General features: G+C 69.8%; 7 protein-coding genes and 1 pseudogene. All 8 read left to right on the forward strand.

Annotated features, from left to right (window positions below):
* Positions 1 to 535 (forward strand): class I SAM-dependent methyltransferase (locus RBXJA2T_RS14310; protein WP_009858115.1); only part of this gene is annotated, 535 nt, incomplete at its 5' end.
* A 60-nt stretch (positions 536 to 595) separates the two neighbouring features.
* Positions 596 to 1,456 carry a flagellar motor stator protein MotA gene (motA, locus tag RBXJA2T_RS14315; RefSeq protein WP_009858116.1) on the forward strand — a complete coding sequence of 287 codons (861 nt, stop codon included), beginning with the start codon at positions 596 to 598 and terminating at the stop codon, positions 1,454 to 1,456.
* Between the two features lie 177 nt (positions 1,457 to 1,633).
* Positions 1,634 to 2,602, forward strand: coding sequence for a flagellar motor protein MotB (gene motB / locus RBXJA2T_RS14320; RefSeq protein ID WP_009858117.1), 969 nt, complete (start codon positions 1,634 to 1,636; stop codon positions 2,600 to 2,602).
* A 29-nt stretch (positions 2,603 to 2,631) separates the two neighbouring features.
* Positions 2,632 to 3,027, forward strand: a complete 396-nt coding sequence (cheY, locus tag RBXJA2T_RS14325) for a chemotaxis response regulator CheY (protein WP_009858118.1) — start codon at positions 2,632 to 2,634, stop codon at positions 3,025 to 3,027.
* A gap of 14 nt (positions 3,028 to 3,041) precedes the next feature.
* Positions 3,042 to 3,674 (forward strand): protein phosphatase CheZ, encoded by a 633-nt coding sequence (locus RBXJA2T_RS14330; RefSeq protein WP_009858119.1) that lies wholly within the window; start codon positions 3,042 to 3,044, stop codon positions 3,672 to 3,674.
* Between the two features lie 359 nt (positions 3,675 to 4,033).
* Positions 4,034 to 5,194 (forward strand): flagellar biosynthesis protein FlhB, encoded by a 1,161-nt coding sequence (gene flhB, locus RBXJA2T_RS14335; protein WP_009858120.1) that lies wholly within the window; start codon positions 4,034 to 4,036, stop codon positions 5,192 to 5,194.
* Between the two features lie 8 nt (positions 5,195 to 5,202).
* A complete protein-coding gene (gene flhA / locus RBXJA2T_RS14340; RefSeq protein ID WP_029718830.1) occupies positions 5,203 to 7,281 on the forward strand; it encodes a flagellar biosynthesis protein FlhA in 2,079 nt (692 codons plus the stop codon).
* Between the two features lie 43 nt (positions 7,282 to 7,324).
* Positions 7,325 to 7,626, forward strand: a pseudogene (locus RBXJA2T_RS14345) (flagellar biosynthesis protein FlhF); the annotation flags it as partial.

Raw genomic sequence — 7,626 nt, forward strand, 5'->3', positions numbered from 1 at the left:
GGCCTGGCTGGCCGCGGCGCTGCCGCTGGCGCTGGCCTACCCGCTGAAGGCCTGGCGCGACGCCCCGTTCTTCCCGACGCCGGCCGGCGCGCTGCAGGGCCTGGACGCCGTCGTCACGCTGCCCGCCGGCGCCCGCGTGCTCGACGCCGGCTGCGGCCTGGGCCACGGCCTGGCCGCGCTGCACCGCCTGTGGCCCGACGCCCGGCTCGAAGGCGTCGAATGGAGCGCGCCGCTGGCCTGGCTGGCGGCACGGCGCTGCCGTTTCGCCACCGTGCGCCGCGGCGACCTCTGGGCCGGCTCCTGGGCCGGCGCGGACCTGGTCTACGTCTTCCAGCGGCCCGAGAGCATGGACCGCGTCGCGGCCAAGGCCGACGCCGAGATGGCGCCCGGCCGCTGGCTGGTCAGTCTCGAGTTCCCGATCGCCGGGCGCCAGCCCGTGGCCCGCGCCGGTGTGCCCGGCGGCCGCCCGGTGTGGATCTACCGGACCGCTGCAAGCGGTAATTCGCCCTCAAACGCCGGGAGCCGGCGCCGATAACACGCCAAGTACCCCGCGTGTCGGTCACGTCGGGGCTTGCTCGAGGTCAAGCGCAACACCATGTTTGTCATCATCGGCTGGGTCATCGTGCTCGTCTGCGTGTTCGGCGTGTTCATCGTGCACGGCGGCAACATCGGCGTGATCCTGAAGGCGCTGCCGTTCGAGATGGCGACGATCGGCGGCGCGGCCGCGGGCGCCTTCCTGGCCAACAACCAGCCCAAGGTGCTGAAGGCCACGCTGCGCGGCCTGGGCAAGTGCTTCAAGGGCAGCAAGTACACCAAGGCCCGCTACATGGACCTGATGGCGCTGCTCTACGACATCCTGCAGAAGGCCCGCAAGGAGGGCCTGATGTCCATCGAGAAGGACGTCGAGGACCCGCACAACTCGCCGCTGTTCCAGAAGTACGCGACGGTGGGCAACGACCACCACGTCTCGGAGTTCGTCACCGACTACCTGCGCATGATGGTGTCGGGCAACCTGAACGCGCACGAGATCGAGTCGCTGATGGACAGCGAGATCGAGACCCACCACCACGAGGAGCACGCCGCGGTGGCCGCGATCCAGCGCCTGGCCGGCGCGCTGCCGGCCTTCGGCATCGTCGCCGCGGTGCTGGGCGTCGTGAACACGATGGGCTCGGTCGGCCAGCCGCCGGCGGTGCTGGGCGGCATGATCGGCTCGGCGCTCGTGGGCACCTTCCTCGGCATCCTGCTGGCCTACGCCTTCGCCGAGCCGCTGGCCGGCCTGCTGGAGCAGAAGGTCGACGAGGCCACCAAGGAACTGCAGTGCATCAAGACCACGCTGCTGGCCAGCATGCAGGGCTACGCCCCGCAGGTCGCGATCGAGTTCGGCCGCAAGGTCCTGTACTCCACCGAGCGCCCCAGCTTCTCCGAGCTCGAGAGCCACGTGAAAGGCAAGAAGTAGTGGCCCCCCCCGTACGCGCCTTCGGCGCTCCCCCCGTGGGGGCGCCGCCAGCGGCCCGGCAAAGCCGGTTCCGCGGCGTCCGCTTGAAGTCGCCGCCCGCTGGCGCGGAGCGGCGTCGAGGTTGTCCTCGATCGTTCCAAACGGCTTGGCTGAGCGCAGCGAGCTTGGGGGCGCGTGATGGCCGGCGACGCGAAGAAGCTTCAACCCATCATCATCAAGCGCGTCAAGAAGGGCGGCCATGCCGCCCACGGCGGCGCCTGGAAGATCGCCTACGCCGACTTCGTCACGGCGATGATGGCCTTCTTCCTGCTGATGTGGCTGCTGGGCAGCACCACCGAGGGCGACCGCAAGGGCATCGCCGACTACTTCACGTCGCCGCTGAAGGTGGCGCTGAACTCCGGCGGCAGCGGTGCCGGTGACGCCTCGCACGTGCTCAAGGGCGGCGGCCAGGACCTCACGCGCACCACCGGCCAGGTCAAGCGCGGCGACATCGAGGCACCTCGCGCCACCGTCAACCTGCAGGCGCTGAAGCAGGAGCAGGTGCGCGCCGAGATCGTGCGGCTGCAGGACCTCAAGCGCCGCATCGAGGAGAAGATCGCGGCCAACAAGCGGCTGTCGGCGATGCGTTCGCAGCTGCGCCTGGACATGACGCGCGACGGCCTGCGCATCCAGATCGTCGACGAGCAGAACCGGCCGATGTTCGCCAGCGGCAGCGCCGTCGTGCAGCCCTACATGCGCGAGCTGCTGCAGGAGATCGGCTCGGTGCTCGCCGAGGTGCCCAACCGCCTGACGCTGGAGGGCCACACCGACGCCATGGCCTACGCCGGCGGCGAGCGCGGCTACAGCAACTGGGAGCTGTCGTCCGACCGCGCCAACGCTTCGCGCCGCGTGCTCGCCGAAGGCGGCCTGCCCGAGGACCGCATGCTGCGCGTGCAGGGCCTGGCCTCGAGCCAGCCCTTCGACCGCCAGGACCCGCTGGCGCCGACCAACCGGCGCATCAGCATCATCGTGATGAACCGCGAAGCGGAGGACCGCTTCTTCCGCACCGAGCCCGACGCCATCGAGGCGGTCGGTGACGATGCTCCCGTCAACGGCGCGCCCGCGGCGCCAGCGAACGACTCAAGTCCGGCTGCGGGCAGCCGATAAACCCCGAAGCCGTCTTTTCAAGGTCTGCCATGAACCCTTCCGACCTGAAGTTCCTCATCGTCGACGATTTCTCGACGATGCGTCGCATCGTCCGCGGCCTGCTCAAGGAGATGGGCTGCAACAACGCCGACGAAGCCGAAGACGGCGTCGTCGCGCTGAACATGCTGCGCGCGTCGAAGTACGACTTCGTCGTCTCCGACATCAACATGCCCAACATGAACGGCTTCGAGCTGCTGAAGGCCATCAAGGCCGACGGCTCGCTCAAGCACCTGCCGGTGCTGATGGTCACGGCCGAGGCGCGCAAGGAAGACATCGTGCTGGCGGCGCAGAGCGGCGCGGCCGGCTACATCGTCAAGCCCTTCACGAAGGCGACGTTGGAAGAGAAGGTCCAGAAGATCCTGCAGAAGCTGGCGGCCACCGCCTGAGGGAGGGACTCGACATGAAGATGGAAGACCTGACCTCGTTCCAGCCGGCCGAGCCGCTGACGGTGTCCCCCGAAGTGTTCCAGCAGCTGGGTTCGATCACGCGGCTGCTGCACGACACGATGCAGCAGCTGGGCGTGATGCCCAAGCTGCAGATCGCCACCGACGGCCTGCCCGACGCGCGCAGCCGGCTGAACTACATCGCCAACAAGACCGCCGACGCCGCCAACAAGGTGCTGAACTCGGTCGACCAGGCCAAGGCCGAGCACGCCAAGATCACCGAGGCGACGCGCCAGATCGCCGCGCGCATCGTCGCCGATCCGGTGCGCGCCGTGGCCTCGGGCGCGGTGCTGAACTTCGTCCAGGATGTCGAGCACTCGACCGCCAAGATCGACGAGCAGCTCACCGACATCATGATGGCGCAGGACTTCCACGACCTCACCGGCCAGGTCGTGGCCAAGGTCGTGACGCTGGCCAACGACCTCGAGGACAGCCTCGTGAAGCTGCTGGTCTCGGTGGTCCCGCCCGAGCAGCGCGAGAAGGTCGACCCGAACGTGCTGCACGGCCCGGTCGTGAACCCGGAAGGCCGCACCGACGTCGTCGCCAACCAGGGCGAAGTCGACGACCTGCTGGCCAGCCTGGGGTTCTGAGCGTCCGGCGCCCAAGCCTGGGGTCACAAGCCTGGGGTCAGGTCTCACAAGACCTGACCCCGTTCCGCGAGGTCTGGCGCCGGCGTGGGGTCAGGTCTTGTGAGACCTGACCCCGTCCCTGCAGCGGAACCGGCGCCAGCCTGGGGTCAGGTCTCTTGAGACCTGACCCCGTCTTCCCCTTGAGACCTGACCCCGTCTTCCCGTCTTCCTGAGGCGCTCCGTCCCCGCGGGACTGGTGCGCTCCGCTCGCGCCTGGGCATCGCGATTCGGAACACAGGGGCTTTTGACCCGCTTATCGGGCTCAAGTCCGGCGGTGCTGCCGGCACCATGGCGAGGCTCTCTCCGGAGCCGAGATCGCCATGGCCGACGACGCACAGGACCGCCGCTTACCCGCATCGCAGCGCAAGATCAGCAAGTCCCGCGAGGACGGGCAGGTCGCGCGCTCGCAAGACCTCGGCCATCTCGCGACGCTGGGCGCCGGGCTGGCGCTGCTGATCGTCTTCGCGCCGCGCCTCACCGACTGGCTGCGCCGCGTGCTCGAGACCGGGCTGCGCTTCGACGCCCAGGCCATGGACCGGCCCGGCACGATGCTCGAGCGCCTGTCCGCGTCGGGCGTGGACATGCTCGTCGTCGTGCTGCCGCTGGGCGCGGTGGTGGCCGTCGTGGCGGCGGCGTCGGCGGTGCTGGCCGGTGGCTGGAACTGGACGTTCAAGCCGATGCAGCCCAAGTTCTCCAAGCTCAACCCGATCACCGGCCTGGGCAACCTGTTCAAGGGCCAGCAGCTCGTCAACACGCTGAAGATCTGCCTGCTGGCGCTGATCCTGGGGGCCATCGGCATGCTCTACCTGCACGCCCAGCTGGCCGAGTTCACCTCGCTGGTGGCGATGCCGCTGCCCACCGCGATGGCCGAGACCGGCTCGCTGCTGCAGGGCGGCATGGTGCTGCTGCTGCTGGCGCTGACGCTGTTCGCGCTCGTCGACGTGCCGCTGCAGCGCTTCATGCTGCTGCGCCGCCTGCGCATGAGCTTCGAGGAGGTCAAGCAGGAGCACAAGGAGTCCGAGGGCAACCCCGAGGTCAAGGGCAAGATCAAGGCCAAGATGCGCGAGATGGCGCGGCGCAAGATGATGGCCGCCGTGCCGAGCGCCGACCTCGTGGTCATGAACCCGACCCACTTCGCGGTGGCGCTGAAGTACGACGAGGCGACGATGGCCGCGCCGCGTGTCGTCGCCAAGGGCGCCGACCTGCTGGCGTTCCGCATCCGCGACGCCGCCAAGGCCGCCAACGTGCCGGTGCTCGAGGCCCCGCCGCTGGCGCGGGCGCTGTACCGCCACGCCGAGATCGACCAGGAGATCCCCGCCGCGCTGTTCGGCGCCGTCGCGCAGGTGCTGGCCTGGGTCTACCAGCTGCGCGCCGCGATGGCCGCCGGCCGCCCGCTCAACGCCCCCGCGCCGGCCGTTGCCGTGCCGCCGGGCTTCGACCCCGCCGAAGGGCGTGCCGCCTCCGGGAGGACTGAACCGTGAACGCGCTGATGCAACGCCTGAACACGCTGCTGGGGCCGAACGCGGCCTCGGCGAAGATGCTGATGCTGCCCGTCTTCGTGGTGCTGATGCTGTCGATGATGGTGCTGCCGCTGCCGCCGTTCGTCCTCGACCTGCTGTTCACCTTCAACATCGCGCTGGCGCTGGTGGTGATGATGGTCGCGGCGCAGATGGTCAAGCCGCTGGACTTCGCCGCGCTGCCCACCGTGCTGCTGGTGACGACGCTGCTGCGCCTGTCGCTGAACGTGGCCTCGACGCGCGTCGTGCTGCTCGAGGGCCACAACGGCCCGGGCGCCGCGGGCAAGGTCATCGAGTCCTTCGGCCACTTCCTGATCGGCGGCAATTTCGCCGTCGGCCTGATCGTCTTCGCGATCCTGGTCGTCATCAACTTCATCGTCGTCACCAAGGGCGCCGAGCGCATCGCCGAGGTCGGCGCGCGCTTCACGCTGGACGCGATGCCCGGCAAGCAGATGGCGATCGACGCCGAGCTCAACGCCGGCCTGATCGACGAGACCGAGGCCCGGCGCCGCCGCTCCGAGGTCGGCGAGGAGGCCGACTTCTTCGGCTCGATGGACGGTGCCAGCAAGTACGTGCGCGGCGACGCGATGGCCGGCCTGCTGATCCTGTTCATCAACATCGTCGGCGGCCTGATCATCGGCATGGCGATGCACGGGCTCAGCGCCGGCCAGGCGGCCGAGAGCTACATCCTGCTGGCCGTCGGCGACGCGCTCGTCGCGCAGATCCCGGCGCTGCTGATCTCGGTGGCCTCGGCGATGGTCATCTCGCGCGTCGGCAAGGACCAGGACATCGGCACGCAGATCCGCGGCCAGGTGTTCGACTCGCCGCAGTCGCTGGGGCTGGCCGCCGGCATCGTGCTGATGCTGGGCTTCGTGCCGGGCATGCCGCACCTCGTGTTCCTGCTGATCGGCGGCAGCCTGGGGCTGCTGGCCTGGCAGCTGCAGCGGCGCAAGAAGCGCGCCGCCGCCGAGCCGGCGCGCAAGGAGTCGGACGACCCGGCCCAGGCCAACGCCGAGGCCAGCTGGGACGACCTGACGCCGGTCGACACGCTGGGCCTGGAGGTCGGCTACCGGCTGATCCAGCTCGTCGACAAGTCGCGCCAGGGCGACCTGCTGGCGCGCATCAAGGGCGTGCGCAAGAAGTTCGCCCAGGACGTCGGCTTCCTGCCCCCGCCGGTGCACATCCGCGACAACCTCGAGTTGAAGCCCAGCGTCTACCGCGTCACGCTGCGCGGTGCCGTCGTCGGCGAGGGCGAGGCCTTCCCGGGCCAGCTGCTGGCCATCAACCCCGGCGGCGCGCAGCAGCAGCTGCCCGGCACCAAGACCGTCGACCCGGCCTTCGGCCTGCCGGCGATCTGGATCGAGCAGCGCCACCGCGAGACGGCCCAAATGGCCGGGTTTACGGTCGTTGATTGCGCGACCGTCGTGGCGACCCATCTTTCACACTTGATGCAAATGAATGCATCCCGCCTGCTGGGCCGCGTCGAGACGCAGCAACTCGTCGAACACGTGACCAAGCTGGCCCCGAAGTTGATCGAGGACGTGGTTCCCAAGATGGTCGGTATCGCCACTCTGCAGAAGGTGCTCCAGCTCTTGCTGGAGGAGGGCGTGCACATCCGCGACATGCGCTCGATCATCGAGTGCCTGGCCGAGCACGCCGCCACCGTCACCGACCCGGGCGAGCTGGTGCGCCGCATCCGCACCCACCTGGCGCCGGCGATCGTGCAGCAGATCTACGGCCCGACCAAGGAACTCGACGTCATCGCGCTGGAGCCCGAGCTCGAGCGCCTGGTGACGCAGGCCCTGAGCTCGCCGCACGGCGCGGCGCTGGACCCCGGCGTCGCCGAGGCGATCACCAAGCGTGCCGCCGACACCGCGCGCCGCCAGGAAGACCTGGGCCTGCCGGCCTGCCTGCTGGTGCCGGACCTGATCCGCGCGCCGATGGCCCGCCTGCTGAAGCGTTCCGCGCCGCGCCTGAAGGTGCTGGCGCACAGCGAGATTCCCGAGACCCACTCGATCCGGATCGGTTCGATCATCGGAGCCAACGCATGACCACCGTCACGACCCTCACCCCGCGCACTGATCGGGAGGCCGCATGAACGTCAAGCGTTTCACCGCACGCACCTCGCGCGAGGCCCTGGCGCTGGTGCGCCAGGCCTTCGGCGAAGACGCCGTCGTGATGTCCACCCGCCCCTGCGCCGACGGCGTCGAGGTGCTGGCGATGGCCCCCGAGTCGCTGCAGCAGCTCGAGCGTGTCGCCGCCGCGCCGGCCGCCGAGGCGCCGCGTGCCCGTGCCGCCGCGCCGCGCCTGCCGGCCGCGCGTGTCGAGCCCCGGGTCGAGCCGTCGTTCGACGCCGGTGCCGTCGATGACGACGTCGAGCAGCTCGAGATGAGCAC

Origin of the sequence: Rubrivivax benzoatilyticus JA2 = ATCC BAA-35, assembly GCF_000190375.1 — a bacterium.
Lineage (GTDB): Bacteria > Pseudomonadota > Gammaproteobacteria > Burkholderiales > Burkholderiaceae_C > Rubrivivax > Rubrivivax benzoatilyticus.